The organism is Colwellia marinimaniae (assembly GCF_002207865.1).
Lineage (GTDB): Bacteria > Pseudomonadota > Gammaproteobacteria > Enterobacterales > Alteromonadaceae > Colwellia > Colwellia marinimaniae.
Genome location: NZ_BDQM01000242.1, coordinates 1 through 275 on the forward strand (window position 1 = coordinate 1; position 275 = coordinate 275).

Consider the following 275-nt stretch of genomic DNA (forward strand, 5'->3'; position numbering starts at 1 on the left):
TCACACTTCTATGCCTGCCTTTATAGGCTAAATTTTATTGTAAAAAACAACAGAATTTAAGCATAGTTTCTCTCATTGAAGGTTTTATTTTGCAGAATAAAATTGCTGAACTGAAACATAAAGCTGAGTTGTTCAATCAACTTAGACTTGATCGCGCCTTATCCTTAATGGATGATAACGGGCGTAAAGTGACAGCTATTTTACCGCTTTTACTGCATTGTAATCACCCTAACCTACCTGTCTATCTTGATGGTGCAGTACCCACCGGCATCTGC

At 37.8% G+C, this 275-nt stretch carries 1 protein-coding gene; it reads left to right on the top strand.

The window, feature by feature from the left end; all coding sequences use genetic code 11:
• Positions 1 to 89 precede the first annotated feature (89 nt).
• On the top strand, positions 90 to 275 hold a 186-nt coding region (locus tag MTCD1_RS19105), incomplete at its 3' end, for a hypothetical protein (protein WP_200818666.1).